The sequence below is a fragment of the Pseudomonas sp. 20-5 genome, from assembly GCF_056782835.1.
Genome location: NZ_CM165584.1, coordinates 2,845,168 through 2,864,505, shown reverse-complemented (window position 1 = coordinate 2,864,505; position 19,338 = coordinate 2,845,168). Strand labels below are relative to the sequence as shown.

19 protein-coding genes are annotated in these 19,338 nt (G+C 67.4%); 13 read left to right on the top strand and 6 right to left on the bottom strand.

The window, feature by feature from the left end; translation table 11 throughout:
- Positions 1 to 19 precede the first annotated feature (19 nt).
- Genes AC1RB9_RS13345 through AC1RB9_RS13330 form a run of 4 tightly spaced genes read left to right on the top strand, consistent with a single transcriptional unit; the run spans position 20 to position 3,541 of the window.
- Positions 20 to 973, top strand: coding sequence for a metal ABC transporter substrate-binding protein (locus AC1RB9_RS13345; protein ID WP_003113055.1), 954 nt, complete (start codon positions 20 to 22; stop codon positions 971 to 973).
- Positions 970 to 1,725, top strand: a complete 756-nt coding sequence (locus tag AC1RB9_RS13340; RefSeq protein ID WP_003116923.1) for a metal ABC transporter ATP-binding protein — start codon at positions 970 to 972, stop codon at positions 1,723 to 1,725. Before AC1RB9_RS13345 ends, AC1RB9_RS13340 begins: the two co-directional genes overlap by 4 nt.
- The gene (locus AC1RB9_RS13335; RefSeq protein ID WP_003106903.1) at positions 1,722 to 2,627 is read left to right on the top strand and encodes a metal ABC transporter permease; all 906 of its coding nucleotides are present in this window, start codon (positions 1,722 to 1,724) and stop codon (positions 2,625 to 2,627) included. The genes AC1RB9_RS13340 and AC1RB9_RS13335 overlap by 4 nt, the downstream gene beginning before the upstream one ends.
- Entirely contained in the window at positions 2,624 to 3,541 is a 918-nt protein-coding gene (locus AC1RB9_RS13330) for a metal ABC transporter solute-binding protein, Zn/Mn family (RefSeq protein WP_003116922.1), read from the top strand. The genes AC1RB9_RS13335 and AC1RB9_RS13330 overlap by 4 nt, the downstream gene beginning before the upstream one ends.
- Positions 3,542 to 3,640: 99 nt before the next feature.
- Here AC1RB9_RS13330 and AC1RB9_RS13325 read toward each other — a convergent pair whose 3' ends face one another.
- The 5 genes from AC1RB9_RS13325 to AC1RB9_RS13305 all read right to left on the bottom strand — a co-directional run bounded on the left by AC1RB9_RS13325 (position 3,641) and on the right by AC1RB9_RS13305 (position 8,027).
- Positions 3,641 to 4,405: a thioesterase II family protein gene (locus AC1RB9_RS13325; RefSeq protein WP_003105945.1), complete on the bottom strand. Its 765-nt coding sequence runs from the start codon at positions 4,403 to 4,405 to the stop codon at positions 3,641 to 3,643.
- Positions 4,406 to 4,624, bottom strand: coding sequence for an MbtH family protein (locus tag AC1RB9_RS13320; RefSeq protein ID WP_003089636.1), 219 nt, complete (start codon positions 4,622 to 4,624; stop codon positions 4,406 to 4,408).
- 77 nt (positions 4,625 to 4,701) lie between these two features.
- A complete protein-coding gene (locus AC1RB9_RS13315) occupies positions 4,702 to 6,111 on the bottom strand; it encodes an aspartate aminotransferase family protein (RefSeq protein ID WP_003089638.1) in 1,410 nt (469 codons plus the stop codon).
- A 178-nt stretch (positions 6,112 to 6,289) separates the two neighbouring features.
- Complete coding sequence (locus tag AC1RB9_RS13310; RefSeq protein ID WP_003451062.1) at positions 6,290 to 7,609, bottom strand: PQQ-dependent sugar dehydrogenase; 1,320 nt, start codon at positions 7,607 to 7,609, stop codon at positions 6,290 to 6,292.
- Complete coding sequence (locus AC1RB9_RS13305; protein WP_003105952.1) at positions 7,602 to 8,027, bottom strand: hypothetical protein; 426 nt, start codon at positions 8,025 to 8,027, stop codon at positions 7,602 to 7,604. Before AC1RB9_RS13305 ends, AC1RB9_RS13310 begins: the two co-directional genes overlap by 8 nt.
- Before the next feature lie 358 nt (positions 8,028 to 8,385).
- On the opposite strand from AC1RB9_RS13305, the gene treA reads away from it, so the two are divergent.
- A complete protein-coding gene (gene treA, locus AC1RB9_RS13300; RefSeq protein WP_003451063.1) occupies positions 8,386 to 10,023 on the top strand; it encodes an alpha,alpha-trehalase TreA in 1,638 nt (545 codons plus the stop codon).
- A 3-nt stretch (positions 10,024 to 10,026) separates the two neighbouring features.
- Here treA and AC1RB9_RS13295 read toward each other — a convergent pair whose 3' ends face one another.
- Positions 10,027 to 10,965, bottom strand: coding sequence for a LysR substrate-binding domain-containing protein (locus tag AC1RB9_RS13295; RefSeq protein WP_003105956.1), 939 nt, complete (start codon positions 10,963 to 10,965; stop codon positions 10,027 to 10,029).
- A 100-nt stretch (positions 10,966 to 11,065) separates the two neighbouring features.
- Here AC1RB9_RS13295 and AC1RB9_RS13290 point away from each other — a divergent pair, with 100 nt between their 5' ends.
- The 8 genes from AC1RB9_RS13290 (at position 11,066) to AC1RB9_RS13255 (ending at position 19,302) form a co-directional block, all read left to right on the top strand.
- Positions 11,066 to 11,926, top strand: a complete 861-nt coding sequence (locus AC1RB9_RS13290; protein ID WP_003089646.1) for a pirin family protein — start codon at positions 11,066 to 11,068, stop codon at positions 11,924 to 11,926.
- A gap of 98 nt (positions 11,927 to 12,024) precedes the next feature.
- A complete protein-coding gene (locus AC1RB9_RS13285; RefSeq protein ID WP_003089647.1) occupies positions 12,025 to 12,705 on the top strand; it encodes a hydrolase in 681 nt (226 codons plus the stop codon).
- A gap of 54 nt (positions 12,706 to 12,759) precedes the next feature.
- A complete protein-coding gene (ycaC, locus tag AC1RB9_RS13280; protein WP_003162910.1) occupies positions 12,760 to 13,386 on the top strand; it encodes an isochorismate family cysteine hydrolase YcaC in 627 nt (208 codons plus the stop codon).
- 73 nt (positions 13,387 to 13,459) lie between these two features.
- Positions 13,460 to 14,881: an OprD family porin gene (locus tag AC1RB9_RS13275; RefSeq protein WP_003451065.1), complete on the top strand. Its 1,422-nt coding sequence runs from the start codon at positions 13,460 to 13,462 to the stop codon at positions 14,879 to 14,881.
- Between the two features lie 32 nt (positions 14,882 to 14,913).
- A complete protein-coding gene (locus tag AC1RB9_RS13270; protein WP_003089649.1) occupies positions 14,914 to 15,834 on the top strand; it encodes a SphA family protein in 921 nt (306 codons plus the stop codon).
- Positions 15,835 to 16,537: 703 nt separating this feature from the next.
- A complete protein-coding gene (locus AC1RB9_RS13265; protein ID WP_003113065.1) occupies positions 16,538 to 16,852 on the top strand; it encodes a hypothetical protein in 315 nt (104 codons plus the stop codon).
- Between the two features lie 582 nt (positions 16,853 to 17,434).
- Positions 17,435 to 17,947, top strand: a complete 513-nt coding sequence (locus tag AC1RB9_RS13260) for a BRO-N domain-containing protein (protein WP_003451103.1) — start codon at positions 17,435 to 17,437, stop codon at positions 17,945 to 17,947.
- A gap of 557 nt (positions 17,948 to 18,504) precedes the next feature.
- The gene (locus AC1RB9_RS13255; RefSeq protein WP_003102987.1) at positions 18,505 to 19,302 is read left to right on the top strand and encodes a hypothetical protein; all 798 of its coding nucleotides are present in this window, start codon (positions 18,505 to 18,507) and stop codon (positions 19,300 to 19,302) included.
- Positions 19,303 to 19,338 lie beyond the last annotated feature (36 nt).

The window sequence follows — 19,338 nt, the reverse complement described above, 5'->3', positions numbered from 1 at the left end:
CCACAGAAGGCGTTTTTCCATGCTGTTCTCCCGTCGCTCATCCCGTCCGCGCGGCCTCGCCGCCCTCCTCCCGGGCCGTGCCCTGCTGGCCGCCCTGCTGCTGGCCCTGCTCGCCCCGCTGGCCCAGGCCGAAGACGGCAAACGCCTGCGCATCGGCATCACCCTGCATCCCTACTACAGCTACGTGAGCAACATCGTCGGCGACAAGGCCGAGGTGGTGCCGCTGATCCCCGCCGGTTTCAACCCGCATGCCTACGAGCCGCGCGCCGAGGACATCAAGCGCATCGGCACGCTCGACGTGGTGGTGCTCAACGGCGTCGGCCACGACGATTTCGCCGAGCGCATGATCGCCTCCAGCGAAAAGCCCGGCATCCCGGTGATCGAGGCCAACGCCAAGGTGCCGCTGCTGGCCGCCACTGGCATGGCCGCGCGCGGCGCCGGCAAGGTGGTCAACCCGCACACCTTCCTGTCCATCAGCGCCTCGATCACCCAGGTCAACACCATCGCCCGCGAACTGGGCAAGCTCGACCCGGCCAACGCCAAGGCCTACACCCGCAACGCCCGGGCCTACGCCAAGCGCCTGCGGGCCCTGCGCGCCGACGCCCTGGCGCGGCTGAACAAGGCCCCGGCCGCCGACTTCCGCGTCGCCACCATCCACGGCGCCTACGACTACCTGCTGCGCGAATTCGGCCTGGAAGTCACCGCCGTGGTCGAGCCGGCCCACGGCATCGAGCCGAGTCCGAGCCAGTTGAAGAAGACCATCGACCAGCTCAAGGCGCTGGACGTGAAGGTGATCTTCTCCGAGATCGACTTCCCCTCCACCTACGTCGAGACCATCCAGCGCGAGTCCGGGGTGAAGCTCTATTCGCTGTCGCACATTTCCTATGGCGACTACAGCGCCGGCAAGTACGAGGAAGAAATGGCGCGCAACCTCGACACCGTGGTCCGCGCCATCCAGGAGTCCGGCGCATGACCGTGGCCGAACGGCTTTGCGCCACGCCTTGCGGGCCGGCCATCGACTTCGCCGGGATCGACCTGAGCCTCGGCGGCAGCCGCATCCTCGATGGCGTGCGCCTGCGCGTCGAGGCCGGCAGCGTGCACGCGCTGGTCGGGCCGAACGGCGGCGGCAAGAGTTCGCTGGTCAAGACCCTGCTCGGGCAGATGCCGCATCGCGGCGAGCTGCGCCTGGAGTGGCCCGGCGCGCCCGGCTGCATCGGCTACGTGCCGCAGGCGCTGGAGTTCGACCGCGGCCTGCCGCTCACCGTCGACGATTTCATGGCTGCCATGTGCCAGCGCCGTCCGGCCTTCCTCGGCCTGTCGCGCAGCCGGCGCCCGGCGATCGACGCAGCCCTGGAACGAGTCGGCATGCTGGCCAAGCGCGGTCGGCGCATGGGCGCCCTCTCCGGCGGCGAGCGCCAGCGCGTGCTGCTGGCGCAGGGCCTGGTACCGCCGCCGCAACTGCTGGTGCTGGACGAACCGATGTCGGCCCTCGACGAGGGCGGCATCCAGGTCTTCGAGCGGCTGCTGCTGGACTGGCGCCAGGCCGGCGTCACCGTGCTCTGGATCGAGCACGACCTGGAGGCCGTCGGCCGCCTCGCCGACCGGGTCAGCGGTCTCAACCGCCACCTGCTGTTCGACGGTCCGGCGGCCAGCAGCCTGACCCCGGAACGCCTGCTCACGCTGTTCTCCACCCAGCCCCGGAAGAACGCGGAGGCCAGCCGATGAACGACGCCTACGAACAACTGCGCCAGGCCGTCCAGGCCTGGGCCGCCGCCGGCTACCTGCCGGAGACCCTGGCCTACGGCTTCGTCGTCAACGCGCTCCTCGCCGGCCTGCTGATCGGCCCGGTGCTCGGCGGCCTCGGCACCCTGGTGGTGGTCAAGCGCTTCGCCTTCTTCTCCGAGGCGGTCGGCCACGCCGCGCTCACCGGCGTGGCCATCGGCATCCTCCTCGGCGAGCCCTACACCGGGCCCTACGGCAGCCTGTTCGGCTACTGCCTGCTGTTCGGCGTCCTGCTCAACTACCTGCGCAACCGCACCGGCCTGGCCCCGGACACCCTGATCGGGGTGTTCCTCTCGGTGTCCCTGGCGCTCGGCGCCAGCCTGCTGCTGGTGCTGGCGGGCAAGATCAACGTGCATATCCTCGAGAACGTGCTGTTCGGCTCGGTGCTGACCGTGAACGGCCATGACCTCGCGGTGCTGGCGGCGGTCGCCGTGCTGGTGCCGTGCCTGGCCCTGCCGCTGTACAACCGCATCATGCTGGCCAGCTTCAACCCGCAACTGGCGGCGGTGCGCGGGGTCGCGGTGAAGAGCCTGGACTACCTGTTCGTGGCCCTGGTGACCCTGGTCACCGTCGCCGCGGTGAAAGTGATCGGCGCGATCCTGGTCGGAGCCCTGCTGGTGATCCCGGCGGCGGCGGCGCGCCTGGTCAGCCAGTCGCTGAAAGGGTTCTTCTGGCTGGCGGTGCTGATCGCCACCGTCAGCACGCTGGCCGGTATCCTGTTGCCGATCATGTTCGACCTGCCGATTCCCTCCGGCGCCGCGATCATCCTGGTCGCCGGCCTGGCCTTCGGCCTCGCCGCCATCGCTCGCGGCTGCCTGCCGCACCTGAAAGGAACCCCCGGATGAACCTGAAACCCCATTGCCTCGCCCTGGCCCTGGCTTGCGCCGGACTCGCCGGCCCGCTCCCGGCCCTCGCCGCGACGCCGGCCGCGGCCCAGTCCGCGCCAGTCACGGTACTGGCCAGCCTGCCGGTCACCCACGCCCTCGCCGAACGCCTGCTGCGGGACACCGAGGTCAAGCTGCAACGGGTCGCCCCGGCCAACCTGCCGGCCAGCCGCCAGGCCTCGTTCTTCGCCGGGCGCGGCGCCGGCGGCCTGGCCAAGGCCGCCGGGCAGGCCGACGCGGTGATCGACCTGCGCTCGATCTGGAGCGACGACCCGCTCTACCCGCTGGCCCGCCGTAGCAATATCCGTATCGTCGAGATCGACGCCGCGCGTCCGGTGGACGGCGCCCTGCCCGGCATCGCCCTGCGCCCCGGCAGCGACCTGCATGCCTACCCCTGGCTCAACCCGACCAACCTGGGGCGCATGGCCGATGTCCTCGCCAGCGACCTGGAACGCCTGGCGCCCGGCGCCGCAGCGACCATCCAGGCCAACCTGGCGACGCTGAAGAAGCAATTGCTGGAAGCGACCGCCAGTAACGAGACTCGCCTGGCGAAGGCCGACAACCTCAGCGTGATCAGCCTCTCCGAACGCCTCGGCTACCTGCTCGCCGGGCTCAACCTGGACCCGCTGGACGTGGAGATCCAGGCCGACGACGGCTGGACCGAGACCAATATCCAGGCTTTCGCCGAGGAGCTGAAGAGCGAGGATATCGCCCTGGTCCTGCACCATCGCCAGCCACCCAAGCCCCTCGCCGATGCCATCGCCGCCAGCGGCGCACGCCTGGTAGTGGTGGACACCGAGGCGGCGGACCCGGTGGCCGGCCTGGAAAGCGACATGAAAGCGATAGTCGAAGGGCTGCTGGCCGGTCAAGGCTGAGCCGCGCCTCGTAACGAAAAAGGCCGGGGAGCGCTGCTCCCCGGCCTTTTTTTCGTCAACATCGGACCCGCCGCAGGGCCTATGGCGCCCTCGCGGGCATCAGCAGATCGCCGCCGACTCCACCGCCAACGCCGCGGCGCCCTGCCCCGCGCGCCAGGCCTCGACCTGGCGCTCGACGACCGCCAGCACCTCGGCCTCGCGCTGATGGATGAAGAAGTGCCCGCCGTCGAACAGTTCCAGTTCGAAACCGCTGCGGGTTTCCTCGGCCCAGGCCAGCAACTGTTCCTCGCTGGCCTTGTCCTCCCTGCCGCCAAGCGTTCGGATCGGACAGGCCAGCGGCGGGCGCCGCTGGTGACGATAGCTGCCGCAGAGCAGGAAATCGGCGCGCAGGATCGGCAGGGTCAGGCTCATCAGCTCGCGGTTGCCCAGCACCTCTTCCGGCGTACCTTGCAGGTCGCGCAGGTCGGCGATCAGCTCGGCGTCGCTCTTCGGTTCGGCGAAACCGCGGTCATACTCGGCGCGTCGCGACGGCGCCGCGGTGCCGCAGGCGAAGAACCCCAGCGGCGTCGGGCAACCCAGCTCGCGCAAGGCATACAGCACCTCGCAGGCGAGCAAGGCGCCGAGGCTGTGGCCGAGCATCGCGTAGGGGCCCTGGCGGACCTCGTCGTGCAGCTCGCGCGCCAGTTGCTGCGCCAGGCTCGCCAGGTCGGTCTGCAACGGCTCGGCCATCCGCGCCCCGCGCCCCGGCAACTCCACCGGACGCACCGCCAGCCAGGCCGGCAGCTTGCGCCGCCAGCGGCTGTAGGTCATGGCGCTGGCGCCGGAATACGGCAGGCAGAACAGCCGTACGGGCGTACCGCCCACTCAGCCGGCCGCCTTGTCCATGTGCTGGCGCAGGCTCAGCGGGCGCATGTCGGTCCAGACTTCCTCGATGTAGGCCAGGCAGTCCTTCTTCAGGCCGCTCTTGCCGGCCGCCCGCCAGCCCTGGGGAATCTCCTTGTATTCCGGCCAGATGGAATACTGCTCCTCATGGTTGACCACTACCTGGAACTGGATGTCGTCACGGTCGAACACTGAAGTCATTGCTTGCTCCTGATGGGATCGAACGGCCGCGCGCAGCACGGCCCTTGCGTTGGATAACGAAAAGCCCGGCGGGAAAATTAGCCGGCCAGCGCCGCGCCGAGGGCGCGGGCGAAACGCCGGGCCACCTCGTCGATCTGTTCGGCGCCGATGATCAGCGGCGGCAGGAAGCGCACCACGCTGCCGTGGCGGCCGCCCAGTTCGAGGATCAGGCCGCGCCTCAGGCACTCGCGCTGGACCCGCGAGGCCAGGGCGCCGTCGGTCGGCGGATGACCGAGGGCATCCGCCTCGCCCTGCGGGTCGACGATCTCGACCCCGAGCATCAGCCCCCGACCGCGGATATCGCCCAGTTGCGGATAGTCGCGCTGGAGGATGCGCAGGTGCTCGGCCAGGCGCTCGCCCATGGCCGCCGCGTGGGCCGCCAGGTCGTGTTCCTTCAGGTAGCGCATCACCGCCGAACCGGCGGCCATGGCCATCTGGTTGCCACGGAAGGTGCCGGCGTGGGCGCCGGGCTGCCATTTGTCCAGCCATTCGCGGTAGACCACCACCGCCAGCGGCAGGCTGCCGCCGATGGCCTTGGACAGCACCACCACGTCGGGGACGATGCCGGCGTGCTCGAAGGCGAACATCCTGCCGGTACGGGCGAAGCCGCTCTGGATCTCGTCGACGATCAGCGCCACCCCGGCCTGCTCGGTGATCCGCCGCAAGCCGCGCAGCCAGTCGAGATCGGCCGGGACCACGCCGCCCTCGCCCTGGACCACCTCGACGATCACCGCCGCCGGCAACTGCACGCCGCCTTCCGGATCGTTCAGCAGGTTCTCCAGGTAGTGCAGGTTCGCCTTGACCCCCGCCTCGCCGCCGAGACCGAACGGGCAACGGTAATCGTAGGGATACGGCAGGAACTGCACGCCCGTGCTGAGCACCGCGCCCAGCGGCTTCTTCGGTCCGAGATTGCCCATCAGCCCCAGCGCGCCCTGGCTCATGCCGTGGTAGCCGCCCTGGAACGACAGGATGGTGCTGCGCCCGGTGGCGGTGCGTACCAGTTTCAGCGCGGCTTCCACCGCGTCGGTGCCGGTCGGGCCGCAGAACTGGATCTTCGCCTCGGCGGCCAGCGCCGGCGGCAGCAGGCCGAACAGGTCCTGGACGAACTGGTCCTTCACCGGGGTGGTCAGGTCGAGGGTGTGCAGCGGCAGCTCGTCGGCCAGAACCTGGCGGATCGCCTCGATCACCACCGGATGGTTGTGCCCCAGCGCCAGGGTGCCTGCGCCGGCCAGGCAATCGATGAAGGTACGCCCCTCGACGTCCTCCACCAGCAGCCCCCTGGCCTTCTTCAGCGCCAGCGGAATCCGCCGCGGATAGCTGCGCGCGTTGGACTCCTGGCGGCTTTGCCGTTCCAGCAAGGGCGACTGGGAGAACTCGTAGAGCGTTTCGCCCTCCGCCGGGGTGGCGCGGAGCGGCTGGTCTTCGATGACGCTGGTGGCGACGTGCATGTCTTCAACCCTCAAGGCGTGGTGGTGTTCCACTGGCAACCGGCGATCCGGCCGCCAGGGGCGGCATTCGCGGATCGGATGCACAGGAGACGCAGGAGGGACGCACGGATTTACTGCGCCGGACCGCAGCACCGAGCCCGGACCGCCAGCTCCGGCCCGGACACCGTCGAGCAGGCCGCTAGTCGGCGCCCGCGGCGCTCACCCGCCAGATCGCGTTGCCGACGTCGTCGGCGATCAGCAACGCCCCGTCGGCCGCCTGCGCCAACCCCACCGGCGCGCCGAACAACTGCTTCTCGTCCGCGGAGACGAACCCGGTCACCACCGGCTGCGGCGCACCGGCGGGCTTGCCGTCGGCGAACGGCACATGGACCACCTGGAAGCCGCTGACCGGCGAGCGGTTCCAACTGCCGTGCTCGCTGACGAAGGCGCCGTTGCGATAGCGCTCGGGCAACTCGTCGCCGGTGTAGAAGAACAGGCCCAGCGCGGCCACGTGGGAACCCAGCGCGTAGTCGGGGACGATGGCCTTCGCCACCAGGTCGGGACGCTGCGGCTTCACCCGCGAATCCAGGTGCTGGCCGAAGTAGCTGTAGGGCCAGCCGTAGAAGCCGCCCTCCCGTACCGAGGTCAGGTAGTCCGGGACCAGGTCGTTGCCGATCTCGTCGCGCTCGTTGACGATGGTCCACAGCTTGCCGGAGACCGGTTCCCACTGCAGGCCGGTCGGGTTGCGCAGGCCGGAGGCGTAGATGCGGCTGCCGCGGCTGGCGACGTCCACCTCGAGAATCGCCGCACGACGGTATTCGATCGCCGCGCCGTTCTCGGTGATGTTGCTGTTCGAACCGACGCCCACGTAGAGCTTGCGCCCGTCGGGACTGGCGAGCAGCGCCTTGGTCCAGTGGTGGTTGATGGTGTCCGGCAGGTCGGTGAACTCCATCCCCGGGTCGGCGACCCGGGTTTCACCCGGCACGTAGCGGTAGCGCATGATGTTCCCGGTATTGGCGACATACAGGTAATCCCCCACCCGCTGCACGCCGAACGGCGAGTCCAGCCCTTCCAGGAACACGTACTTCTGCCACTGGCCTCCGGCGCCGGCTCGGCGCAGCAGGGTGATGCGGTTGCCGCCCTTGCCGGCCTTGCCGGACTTCCCCTTGACCATCCCCGCGATGAGTTGCTTCGGCGTGGTCACCGGCGCGGTGCCGGGCGAGTTGGCCTCCACCACCAGCACATCGCCGTTGGGCAAGACCAGCAACTGGCGAGGGTGTTGCAGGCCATCGGCGATCTTCTCGATCTTCAGGCCCTGGGCCACCGTCGGCTTGGCCTCTCCCGACCAGCCCACGCCTTCCGGTACCTTCATCGGCGGCAGAAGGAAGTGCTTCGGTTCCGGAAGCGCCGGATTGGCGCCGGTCTGCTGCTGCGGATCGTTCTGCGACCCCTGGTTGCAGCCGGCCAGGACCAGGCCGAGGGCAAGCGCGACGGGGCGCAGCGAGTGGAGGCTAGCCATGCGCCACCTCCTCCGCGGATACCGCCAGGAGCGCCTCTCCCAGCGCCAGCAGCAGCACCGTCGCGATCGACAGCCATAGCCCGGCCGGCATCACCGCATAGGCGTCGCGGCTGTGCACGAAGGCATTGAAGATGGCCAGGACGATGCCGGCGAACTTCAGCAAGGAGGAAACCCTGGCCGCCGCGACGACTGCCGCGCGCCGCAGCAGCCATACGCGGCACAGGTCGACGAGGCAGGGCAGGATGGCGAACAGCAGGCCGAGACTGATCAGCCAGGCCGCGCTCTTGCCCCACATCACCTCCGCCGTGGCGAAATAGGTGGCGTCGAAGACCAGGGCGGCGACGAAGAAACCGAAGGGAACCGGGTTGAGGACGTTGTAGAAGGCGTCCAGCGGTCTGAAGCGTAGTGCGGTGGCCATTGCGAAACACTCCTCTCGGGAAACGCAGGCTTCCCGACGTGAAGGGACGGGCAGGAGATTCGAACCGCCGAGGCCCTGCGCAAGGCGCGGGCAGCGGGGAACGGCACGGCGAAACGGCGACTGGGGGGCTCGCGCCCCTTCTGCGACGGACCTGCGCGAAGCGCTGGAGTTCATCTGCAAGGACCTGTCGGAAGCGATAGGTACGCTGGCGATCCTTCCGATGGAACTTCGTGCGCCGCGACTCACCGAAACAGGGGTAGCGCCCTTCCCGGCCCTTCCGCCGGGTTGCCGCGCCGCCCCAGGCGCACCCCGCCGGCGACCGATCCGCGCCCGGCGTTTGCCGAAGAGGAGACAGCCGATGCCTGATCGAACCGCTCTGCCCCGCGCCATGCTCGCGGCCTGGGTCCTGCTCCTGCTGGCGGCCTGCAGCCAGGGCCCGGCGCCTACCCCGCCCGCGTCCTGGGGTTGGCAGGACGCCAGCGGCGAACGCGCGATCGCCCCCGACGAAGCCTATCCCGAGCTGTTCCAGGCGGTGCAGGAAAGCCGGCTGTTCAGCGACCAGAAGCACTTCGTCGATGCGCTCCCGCTGCGCGAGCCTGCACGGATCCGCGCCGACTACCTGCGCGAGAGGGAGCGGCCCGGCTTCGACCTGCGCGCCTTCGTCGGCCGCAACTTCGAGGAGTCCGGCAGCGTCGAGACCGCCCCGCCGGAAGCGGGCGCCGATCTCGCCAGCCACATCAGCGACCTGTGGCCGGCGTTGACCCGCCACTACGAGCAGGTGCCGGCCCACAGCAGCCTGCTGCCGCTGCCGAAACCCTACGTGGTCCCCGGCGGACGCTTCCGCGAGGTGTACTACTGGGACTCCTACTTCACCATGCTCGGCCTTGCGGAGAGCGGGCAGCACCAGCGGGTGCGCGACATGCTCGACAACTTCGCCTACCTGATCGATACCTACGGGCACATTCCCAACGGTAACCGCAGCTACTACCTGAGCCGTTCGCAGCCGCCGTTCTTCGCCTACATGGTGGACCTCCAGGCAAGACGCGAAGGCGACGCCGCCTACCGGCGCTACCTGCCGCAGCTACAGAAGGAATACGCCTACTGGATGGAAGGCTCCGCCGGGCTGCGCCCCAACGAGGCGCGCCTGCACGTGGTGAAACTGGCCGACGGAAGCCTGCTGAACCGCTACTGGGACAACCGTGACACACCGCGCCAGGAGTCCTTCCTGGAGGACCGGGCGACCGCCGCGCGCGCCCCGCAGCGCCCCGCGGGCGAGGTCTATCGCGACCTGCGGGCCGGCGCGGAAAGCGGCTGGGACTTCTCCTCCCGCTGGCTGGACGACGGCCGCGAACTGGCCAGCATCCGCACCACCGCCATCGTCCCGGTGGACCTCAACGCCCTGCTCTACCATCTCGAACGAACCATCGCCAAGGCCTGCGCCAGCAGCGCGCTGAAGGCCTGCGAGCAAGGCTACGGAGCCCGCGCGGAGAAGCGACGACAGGCCATCGAAGACCACCTCTGGCACCCGGCGGGCTACTACGCCGACTACGACTGGCAACGCCGGCGGCCCATCGAGCGGATCAACGCCGCCAGCCTCTTCCCGCTATTCACCGGGCTGGCCTCCACCGAACGCGCCGGTCGTACCGCCGACAGCGTCGCCGCCCAACTGCTGCGCCCGGGCGGACTGGCCACCACCACCCGTGCCAGCGGCCAGCAATGGGACGAGCCGAACGGCTGGGCACCCTTGCAGTGGGTCGCCGTACAGGGCCTGCGCGCCTACGGCCGGGACGCCCTGGCGGAAGACATCGGCCGGCGATTCCTCGCCCAGGTGCAGCAGGTCTACGACCGCGAAGGAAAACTGGTGGAGAAATACGACATCAGCGGCAACCAGGGCGGCGGCGGCGGTGGCGAGTACCCGCTGCAGGACGGCTTCGGCTGGTCCAACGGCGTGACCCTGCAACTGCTCCGACTCTACGGCCCGGGCGCCGGTCGCTGAGCCTCAGCCCGGCGCCGGGTACTGGCGCTGCGCGGCGTCGGCGAAGCCTGCGGCGAGAAAGTCGATCAGCGCGCGGACCGAAGGCAACAGCCCGCGCCGCGAGGGGAACATTGCCACCACCATGCCTTCCACCGGCGTCCACTCCGGCAGCACCCGCACCAGCCGGCGCTCGGCCAGGTCGCGACTGACCACGCAGAGCGGCAGGCCGCCGATCCCGACGCCCTCCAGCACCGCCTGGCGCAAGGTGCCGAGGTCGTCGCTGAGCAGTTGCGGGCGCAGGTTGAGGGCCGCGCTGCTGCCATCCGCGCCGACCAGCCGCAGGCTGCCGTCCAGGCGCGAACGCTCCCAGCCGACGTAGGGCATCGCCGACAGGTCGGCCGGCAGCTCCGGCGGGCGGTAGCGGGCCAGCAGCTCCGGGCTGGCCACCAGCACCTGCGGACTGCGTGCCAGCACCTTCATCACCAGGTCGCTGTCCTCCAGCGGCGGGAAACGCAGCGACAGCGAGATGTCGTAGCCTTCGGCGATCACGTCGACCCGGCGATTGAAGGTCTTCACGTACAGCTCGACGTTCGGATACTGCGCCATGAAGCGCGCCAGCATCGGCGCCAGTTCGAAGTGCAGCAGCGGCGTCGAGCAGGTCAGGCGGACCATTCCGCACGGCTCCGAGCGGTTCTGTTCGATGACGTCCTCGGCAGCCTCCGCTTCCACCGTCATCGCCACGCAATGACGGTAGTAGGCCTGGCCGATCTCGGTCACCTGGAATTGCCGCGTCGAGCGCTGCACCAGGCGTACGCCCAGGCGCGCCTCGAGCTGCGCGACCTTGCGGCTGATGGTCGACTTGGGAATCCCCAGCACCCGCCCGGCGGGGGCGAAGCCACCGTGCTCGACCACCTTGGCATAGATGAAAAGCGCGTTCAGATCGAACACCAGCTCACCACTCATCGTTCCACCTGCGAGACTCTGAGACTTGATTTGCGGACTACCGGTTCCCACTCCCGGGAACTAGCGTATCGCTCCATCGACTCAATCGAGGAGCACCGACGTGAAAAAGGTCCTGGGAATCTACGGCAACGCCAACCGCCACTGGGTGGGCGACGGATTCCCCGTTCGTTCGCTCTTTTCCTACAACACACTGGGCCAGCATATCAGCCCGTTCCTCTTGCTGGACTACGCCGGGCCTGCTGATTTCCCCCCCGCACAGCAGCGCCGCGGCGTAGGCCAGCATCCTCATCGCGGCTTCGAGACGGTGACCATCGTCTACCAGGGCGAGGTCGAGCACCACGACTCCACCGGCGCCGGCGGACGCATCGGGCCGGGGGATGTGCAGTGGATGACGGCGGCCTCCGGGATCCTCCACGAGGAGTACCACTCGGAACGCTTCCGTAGCACAGGTGGAACGCTGGAAATGGTCCAGCTATGGGTCAACCTGCCCTCCAGCGACAAGATGAACCCGCCGCGCTACCAGACCCTGCTGGATGCCGACATTCCCCGCGTCGGCCTGCCCGACAGGGCCGGCGAACTGCGGGTGATCGCCGGACGCTACGGCCGCCACCAGGGGCCGGCGCTGACCCACTCGCCGCTGGCGGTCTGGGACGTGCAGCTGAAGGCCGGCAAGCACCTCGCCCTCGACCTGCCCAAGGGACATACCTGCGCCGTGGTGGTCCTGCGCGGCACCCTCGCGGTCGGCGACGAGATCGTTCGCGAAGCCCAGGTCGCCCTGCTCGACCGCGACGACCCGCGGCTGGAACTGGAAGCCAACAACGACGTGCAGTTGCTGGTGCTCAGCGGCGAGCCGCTGGACGAGCCGATCATCGGCTATGGCCCCTTCGTGATGAGCAGCCGCGAGGAAATCGACCAGGCCATCGAGGACTTCGAGAACGGGCGCTTCATCCGCGCCCACTGAAGTCCGCCGCCCCTACGACATGGCCCGTGCAGGAAGCGCGGGCCCGGCCGGGCTTTGCCCGAAACTCACGGACGACCACCCTGCAAGAGGAAATGGAAATGAGCGCTCCCGCCAACTTCAACGGCCAGACCCCGAAGATCGATCCGGCCAACGCCGCCATGTTGCTGATCGACCACCAGAGCGGCCTGTTCCAGACGGTCAAGGACATGCCGATGACCGAACTGCGCGCCAACGCCACCACCCTGGCCAAGGTCGCCACCCTGGCGAAGATCCCGGTGATCACCACCGCCTCGGTACCGCAGGGCCCCAACGGCCCGCTGATCCCGGAGATCCACGAGGCCGCGCCGCACGCCCAGTACGTCGCGCGCAAGGGTGAGATCAATGCCTGGGACAACCCGGAATTCGTCGCCGCGGTGAAGGCCACCGGCAAGAAGCAACTGATCATCGCCGGCACCATCACCAGCGTGTGCATGGCCTTCCCCAGCATCGCCGCGGTACACGACGGCTATCAGGTGTTCGCGGTGATCGACGCCTCCGGCACCTACTCCAAGATGGCCCAGGAAATCACCCTGGCACGGGTGGTCCAGGCCGGCGTGGTGCCGATGGACACCGCCGCGGTCTGCTCGGAAATCCAGCGCACCTGGAACCGCGACGACGCCGTGCAGTTCGCCGAGGCCTACAGCGCGGTCTTCCCGCACTACCAACTGCTGATCGAGAGCTACGCCAAGGCCCAGGCCGTGGTCACCAACCACGAGCAACTGGACTCGCAGCGCAAGTGATCATCGCACGCGGGTCAACCCGCGCGCCCCTCCCCCGATAGCAAGGAGAAAGCCATGTCCTTCCAATACAAGCGTCTCGACAAGAACGATGCCGCCGTCCTCCTGGTCGACCACCAGACCGGCCTGCTCTCGCTGGTCCGCGACCAGGACCCGGACAAGTTCAAGAACAACGTGCTGGCCCTGGCAGACCTGGCCAAGTACTTCAAGCTGCCGACCATCCTCACCACCAGTTTCGAGAACGGGCCGAACGGGCCGCTGGTACCGGAGTTGAAGGAACTGTTCCCGCAGGCGCCCTACATCGCTCGTCCGGGTAACATCAACGCCTGGGACAACGAAGACTTCGTCAAGGCGGTCAAGGCCACCGGCAAGAAGCAACTGATCATCGCCGGCGTGGTCACCGAGGTCTGCGTCGCCTTCCCCGCGCTCTCGGCGCTGGAGGAAGGTTTCGAGGTGTTCGTCGTTACCGATGCCTCCGGTACCTTCAACGAAGTCACCCGCGACGCCGCCTGGACACGCATGGTCGCCGGTGGCGCGCAATTGATGAACTGGTTTGGCGTAGCCTGCGAACTGCACCGCGACTGGCGCAACGATATCGAAGGGCTGGGGGCGCTGTTCTCCAACCACATTCCCGACTATCGCAACCTGATGACCAGCTTCAGCCTGCTCACCGCAGCCAAGTAATCCCGCCCTGCCCCGGCCATCCAGGCGCCCGCGCCGGATGGCCGCTTCCGATCCCCCGACAGCGGAGGTCCGCATGCGACGCGCCATTCCCCGGCCGTGGCCCACCGTCCTGTCGCTCGGCCTGCTGGTCGGCGGCGAGGCCTGCCTGGCCGACGACTCCCTGGGCCATCGCGACAACATCAGCACCGGCCTGAACCAGCGGCAGAAAGCCGAAATGAAGGTGCCGCCGGGCTTCGTCGAAGGCTCGACGCTGAACGGTTTCCTCCGCAACTACTATTTCGCCCGCGACAACCACGACACCCCGTCCCGCCGCGACCAGCGCGAATGGGCCCAGGGCCTGATGCTGTCGTTCCGCTCCGGCTATACCGACACGCCGATAGGGGTCGGCCTGGATGCGCACGCCTTCTACGGCCTGCGCCTGGACGGCGGTGGCGGCAGCGGCGGCGCCGGCGTGTTGCCGCTGGACTCCGCCGGTCGCCCCGCCGACAGCTTCTCCGCCGCCGGCGCGGCCCTCAAGCTGCGCGGCCTGGACAGCCTGGTGAAGATCGGCGACCAGTTGCTGGAGAACCCGGTGATCGCCAGCGGCGTCAGTCGCATGGTGCCGCAGAGCTACCGTGGCGTGACCCTGAAGAACTACCATTTCCGCGCGTTCGAACTGGACGCCGGCTTCGTCGAAGCCACCCGCCTGCGCAACCAGAGCGGCCACAGTCATCTCACCAGCGGCTACGGCAACGGCACCAAGGGCGGTATCGCCGCCGATCGCGAAAGCCCGCACATCGCCTGGCTGGGCGCCAGCTACAGCGCCCCCGGCGGCAGCCAGGTGACGCTCTACAGCGGCCGCCTGGCGGATATCTGGAACCAGCACTACCTCGGCCTCAGCCAACCGTGGCGGCTTTCCAGCCAATTGACCCTGACGCCCTGGCTGCATTACTACAAGACCCGCGACCAGGGCCGCAGCCAGCTCGGCCGGATCGACAACGACCTCTACAACGCCGGGCTGACCCTGGCCGGCGGCGGCCAGTCGCTGAGCCTCAGCCTGCAAAAGGTCGATGGCGACACCCCGTTCGACTTCATCGCGCAGAACGACCGGACCTTCCTCTACGAAAGCAACGCCATGCAGTACGCCGACTTCAACGGCCCCGGCGAGCGCTCGTGGAAGATCCAGTACCAGGCCAGCCTGGCCTTCCTCGCCGCCCCGGACTGGCAGTTCGGCGCCGCCTACGGCCGTGGCCAGGCCGACCTGACCCGGGTCGACCCGGACAGCGCGGGCTACGGCTACCTCTACAACCCCAATGGCAAGAACGCCCAGCACTGGGAACGCGACCTGTCGCTGCGCTACGCCTTCCCCGCCGGCCCGGCCAAGGGCCTCAGCGTGACCCTGCGCTGGGCCACCCACCGCCCCGGCGAAGGCTACACCGCCCCCGGCAACACCCGCGGCAACTCCAGCTCCGACGAATACCGGGTGGTGGTCGACTACCCGATCAGGTTGCTCTGAACCCACGGAACCAGAAAAAGAGAAATCCCCTCATGCGTGCAGCCCTGCTACCCACCTTCGGCGCCCTCTCCGCCGCGCTCTGCCTGGAGGCCCGCGCCGACGCCGTCGCGCTGCCGCCGCTGGCGCTCGGCAACGCCAGCTTCATGGACGGCGTCAGCCGTCCCGGCATGCTCTTCGAACTGCCCCTGCAATACGTTCGGGCGAACAACGCCAGCGACGCCGGCGGGCATTCGGTTCCCGGTCGGCAACGGGTTCGTGGCACCACACTGTTGCCGCACTTCGCCTACCTCAGCCAGAACACCCTGCTCGGCGCCCACTACGGCGCCGAAGTGCTGCTGCCGCTGGTACGCCTGGACCTCGATATCGACGGCGGCCCGGACGGCCGGCGCACCCGCCAGGGCGACCTGATCGTCAGCCCGCTGATGCTGCAATGGGGGCCCGCTACGCTGTTCGGCCGCCCCTACTGGCAGCGCCTGAACTTCGTCTTCTCCCTGCCCACCGGCGACTACGACAAGGACGCCGCGATCAACACCGGCAGCAACACCTGGATCTTCAACCCGCACTACGCCTTCACCTGGGAACTGGGCGAGCGCCTGGAACTCAGCGGCCGCCTGCACTACGCCTGGATCAGCCGCAACGACGACCCCTCGCCGCGCCTGGGCGCAAACGACGTACAGCCGGGACAGGCGCTGCACGCGAACTTCTCGATCTCCTACGCGCTGGACCCGCACTGGCGGATCGGCCTGGCCGGCTACCAGTTGAAACAGATCAGCGCCGACCGCATCGACGACCACCGGCAGGCCGACTCGCGCGAGCAGGTCTTCGGCATAGGCCCGGGGGTGATGTACAGCCAGGGCAGGCAAACGCTGTTCGCCAACCTCTACGCCGAAAGCGGCGCGCGCAACCGCAGCGAAGGCAACCAACTGACCCTGCGCTACCTGCTGGCGTTCTGAATCGGCGGATAACGCCCTGGAAACGCCGACACCTCCCCGGGTCCGTAGGGCGAATAACCGCTCGCGGTTATCCGCCGCTTAACCGCGACATCGGCGGATGACGCCCATGGCGTTATTCGCCCTACACACCCCGAAAACACCGGAAAGCGTCCAGGTCCGTAGGGCGAATAACCGCTCGCGGTTATCCGCCGCTTAACCGCGACATCGGCGGATGACGCCCATGGCGTTATTCGCCCTACACACCCCGAAAACACCGGAAAGCGTCCAGGTCCGTAGGGCGAATAACCGCTCGCGGTTATCCGCCGCTTATCCGCGACATCGGCGGATAACGCCCATGGCGTTATTTGCCCTACGCACCCCGGAAACGCCGGACAGCGTCCCAACTCCGTAGGGCGAATAACCGCTCGCGGTTATCCGCCGCTTATCCGGGGTATCGGCGGATACCGCCTGTGGCGGTATTCGCCCTACAGGCCCTGGAAACGCCGGACAGCTCCCCCGGACATTTCCGCAGGCTCTCTCAGAAGCCCGGGAATTGGATAAAAACCCAGTAGGAGGATGATGGAGGGGCCGGCAAATCCATCCCGCAGGGACAGGACCGAACGGCACTGCCCTCTATTTTCTGAGGGCAAAAAAGACGCGGGCCGCAGGTGGTGGAACACCTACGACCCGCTAACCACAAACCAGCTTATGAAGGAGCTGACCCATGGCTAAGCCGAATGATACGTCCAACCCCGAGGTAACAGAATCGTCCCCCCGCTTCGTCCCGCTGCTCCCCACCTCCCAGGCCGACATGTGTCCGCGTAGCGCCACCCTGTACGTGGACACCCATGCACTCCCCACGCACTTGTTCGACAACGCGAAAGTGCGCTTGAGGTCGGCGATCAACATCCTGGCCATGACCCGTTTGCTCGATGAGAAAGAAGAGCCCGGCGGCACCCTGGCCTACATCAACGGTGCGTTGCTGTCGCTGCTCAGCGATGCCTTGTCCGAAATCGAGGCGGGCCACCCGAGCCTGTAGCGCCGCTCCCCGGCGCGACGCCCCCGGCCTGGCCGGGGGCTTTGTGGCATCGCCCATCACAGGACCTTTCGCGCCCGAACGGCACGCTTGATCGCCGTCCCGGTCCTCGCGAAACGGCCGCCAATTGCCCGAAGCTTCCGACCCTTTTTTCGGACGATTTCTTACGCCCTTATAAATCAGCAAGTTACGAGACCTCGAAAAAAGAGGTTTTCTGGCAGGGAAAAACCCGCCGCTCCTGTTTTCCGCCAAATGGCTATAGGTTTTCCGGGCCAGCCCAGTGCCACGCAGATAACCAGGAAATGCTCAGGGAACGGGTTCGGCTGCGAGCAGTTCACCGCCATATAGACAGTGGACAAGAGCCTACCCCTCATAGGCCTAGCTGTTCAGCGGGCTTGTGCCATCGGAGACTTCGTACAAGGCTTAGCCATTGCCGTCCTACAGGCGCTGTCAGTAGGCTTTTTTCGCCGGCGACTTCGGTTCCCGGCAGGCCACGGCCTGCTGACCCAACACCCACGAGCGGCCTGTCTCCCTGCCGCGCCGGCAGAAGCCAGGCAGCGGACAGCTCAGAGAAGGATTTCTCCTATGCACGGCCATACCCAGCTTGCCCCGCACTACTTCTTCCGACAGCAGCGATTGCTGCGCGCGCTGCTGATCGACGACCAGGCCTGGTTCGTCCTCGACGACTTCGCCCGGCTCATCGAACACAGCCAGCCCGAACAGATGCTCGCCCGCCTGGACGACGACCAGGCGCGCCGGGAGTCGTTGCGTTCCGAACGTGGCGAAGAGCAGGCGCAGTGGCTGATCAGCGAGTCCGGCGCGTATGCCGCGCTGATCTACCAGCAGCGCGGCGATGGCAGCGAATTGCGCCGCTGGCTCAGCGGCGAGGTGGTGCCGGAGTTGCGCAGCGCCACCGACGACAGCGGCATGCCGCGCTACGTCAAGTTGCGCTGGGAGCGCCAGGTGGTGCACATGCTCGACTGGCAGGGCAAGCTCTGGGTGAATTTCAGCGAGATGCCCGACCTCCTCGAACGCCAGGGCGAACCCATGGTGCAACTGGGTTGGCGACGCTGGTTGCGCAAGTTGCGGCCGCTCTAGGCGAGCGGCCACTTGCTCGTCGCAGGGGCTCCACTCCTCCACCCGTTCGAGACGAAAGCCCGAACCCGATCAACAGGTTGAGCAGGCTGCCCAGCGTGCGGTGACGCTTGACCACGCCGCTGGCCAGCCAGTCGGTGGTACGCGGCCCTTCGTTCGAGTAGCGGTCCGGCAGGTGCGCCGACCCTCCCTGTCCAGCCGCCAGCCAGGCTGGCGGGACCACCTGTAGACAGGAGACGCCGGGCAGCGGTATGGCGTGCAGGTTGACCGGCAGGCGGCGCAGAAGTCGTCGCGACCGTGAATGTTCTGCATCATGTGCCTATCCCCGGAAGAGCAGCGAAAGAATAAAGGCCGGCGGGCCCGCGACCACCGCGGGCCGAAGCGAGTTCCGAATATAAGTTAATACCCTGTCAGATCTGGCAGCTTAAGGCGTATGGGGGCGCCAGTTAACAATATGGAAATAGACTTTCCCTAGCCTCACCTCCACGCACAACAACAAGAAGTCATCGGCATGAAAAAAATTCGAAAATTAATATTGGATGATTCCTTCGGAGAAGATTATGACTGCCAGGATCTACCGGGAAGTCGTCAACCCGGGAAAACTCGACGAAACACAGAGGGGAAACCTCGCAAGCGAACTCTACGCGATTCACGCCAGGATCTTTCATGGCGTCCAGTATGAATCCTTCGCTCGCGAGGTCATCCACTCCACTGCCCGCCTCACCCGCATCGCCATCTACCGCAACCGCCAGCACGAGATCGTCGGCTATTGCGCCGTGCATTTCCACGACTCGGAAGTCTTCCAGTACAGCAAGGCCTGCGTGATCCGCGCCGAGTCGGGGATCCTCCCGGAGTACCGCGGGAGCAACCAGAGCATTCCCTTCCTTACCCGCCAGGTGCTGCGCTACAAGTTGCTCAACCCCGGCAAGCGCCTGCTGTTCCTCGACACGCTGATCCATCCCTCCAGCTACGCCCTGGTGACCAAGTACGTGGATGACGTCTGGCCCTGCCACTGCGACCTGGAAAGCCACCACGTGAAGTTCCTCGAACACCTGATCGCCCAGTTCAGCTTCAAGCGCAGCAGCAACGATCCGCTGGTGGTCGACACCGGCTGGACCACCACCGAGGCCGATCACGAACGGGCACGCTGGGCTACGCACAGCAATCCGAATGTGCGTTTCTTCCTCGATCGGAACCCGGAATATCACAAGGGCAACGGATTGATCACGGTATTCCCGATCACCTTGAAGAACATCTTTACGGCGACCCGGCGTTTCAAGCGCAGTTCTTCGGTCAAGCGTAAACAGCACCAGCGTTACAACGCAGCTTCGGCGAAAGTCGGGAATATCGCGTTGTAATGAATCAAGCCGCCCCATATATCGGCGTTTATATAT

Bases quoted from the DNA above. Each gene is read 5' to 3' on its own strand.
- AC1RB9_RS13340 (WP_003116923.1), top strand. From the start codon at position 970: ATGACCGTGGCCGAACGGCTTTGCGCCACGCCTTGCGGGCCGGCCATC.
- AC1RB9_RS13335 (WP_003106903.1), top strand. From the start codon at position 1,722: ATGAACGACGCCTACGAACAACTGCGCCAGGCCGTCCAGGCCTGGGCC.
- AC1RB9_RS13295 (WP_003105956.1), bottom strand. From the start codon at position 10,965: ATGAGTGGTGAGCTGGTGTTCGATCTGAACGCGCTTTTCATCTATGCC.
- ycaC (WP_003162910.1), top strand. From the start codon at position 12,760: ATGTCCTTCCAATACAAGCGTCTCGACAAGAACGATGCCGCCGTCCTC.
- AC1RB9_RS13315 (WP_003089638.1), bottom strand. From the start codon at position 6,111: ATGCACGTCGCCACCAGCGTCATCGAAGACCAGCCGCTCCGCGCCACC.
- AC1RB9_RS13305 (WP_003105952.1), bottom strand. From the start codon at position 8,027: ATGGCCACCGCACTACGCTTCAGACCGCTGGACGCCTTCTACAACGTC.
- AC1RB9_RS13255 (WP_003102987.1), top strand. From the start codon at position 18,505: ATGACTGCCAGGATCTACCGGGAAGTCGTCAACCCGGGAAAACTCGAC.
- AC1RB9_RS13260 (WP_003451103.1), top strand. From the start codon at position 17,435: ATGCACGGCCATACCCAGCTTGCCCCGCACTACTTCTTCCGACAGCAG.
- AC1RB9_RS13285 (WP_003089647.1), top strand. From the start codon at position 12,025: ATGAGCGCTCCCGCCAACTTCAACGGCCAGACCCCGAAGATCGATCCG.
- AC1RB9_RS13345 (WP_003113055.1), top strand. From the start codon at position 20: ATGCTGTTCTCCCGTCGCTCATCCCGTCCGCGCGGCCTCGCCGCCCTC.
- AC1RB9_RS13320 (WP_003089636.1), bottom strand. From the start codon at position 4,624: ATGACTTCAGTGTTCGACCGTGACGACATCCAGTTCCAGGTAGTGGTC.
- AC1RB9_RS13310 (WP_003451062.1), bottom strand. From the start codon at position 7,609: ATGGCTAGCCTCCACTCGCTGCGCCCCGTCGCGCTTGCCCTCGGCCTG.
- treA (WP_003451063.1), top strand. From the start codon at position 8,386: ATGCCTGATCGAACCGCTCTGCCCCGCGCCATGCTCGCGGCCTGGGTC.
- AC1RB9_RS13275 (WP_003451065.1), top strand. From the start codon at position 13,460: ATGCGACGCGCCATTCCCCGGCCGTGGCCCACCGTCCTGTCGCTCGGC.
- AC1RB9_RS13265 (WP_003113065.1), top strand. From the start codon at position 16,538: ATGGCTAAGCCGAATGATACGTCCAACCCCGAGGTAACAGAATCGTCC.
- AC1RB9_RS13270 (WP_003089649.1), top strand. From the start codon at position 14,914: ATGCGTGCAGCCCTGCTACCCACCTTCGGCGCCCTCTCCGCCGCGCTC.
- AC1RB9_RS13330 (WP_003116922.1), top strand. From the start codon at position 2,624: ATGAACCTGAAACCCCATTGCCTCGCCCTGGCCCTGGCTTGCGCCGGA.